Here is a 344-nt window from a genome sequence, read left to right as displayed (position 1 = left end):
GGCACGGCGGCGCCGCCCGGTCGGCTGGGCATCCTCGGCCGGTGCACCGTCCGCGCTCGGCGCGGGAAGCGCGGGCGGCAGCGCCGCCTGCTCACCGGCGCCCTGCGGAGCCCGATGCCCGGCGGGCACCGGAACGCCCTGCGGCGGCACCGCGCCACCAAGTCCCGTATTCGAAGCGGCGGTTCCGGCAGCGTGCTCGGCCGCCGTCATCACGGCACCCTCCGCCGCCACGCCGTCCCCGACCTCGGCGGGACGGCCCCGTCGTCGGCCGGTGCCGCTGGAAGCCGCCTCCGCGCTCTCGATCGCGGCCGGGGCCAGTTCCTCGGCCGCCGGGGCACCGCGCC

The 344-nt window shown here is 80.5% G+C and carries 1 protein-coding gene; it reads left to right on the top strand.

Annotated features, from left to right (window positions below):
• Nucleotides 1–344 (top strand): hypothetical protein (locus tag GT030_RS37040; RefSeq protein ID WP_161199988.1); only part of this gene is annotated, 344 nt, incomplete at both ends.

The sequence above is a fragment of the Streptomyces sp. SID1328 genome (assembly GCF_009865595.1).
Lineage (GTDB): Bacteria > Actinomycetota > Actinomycetes > Streptomycetales > Streptomycetaceae > Streptomyces > Streptomyces griseoluteus.
Note: the sequence above shows the minus strand (reverse complement) of the source record. Positions and strands in the feature narration are given on the sequence as shown.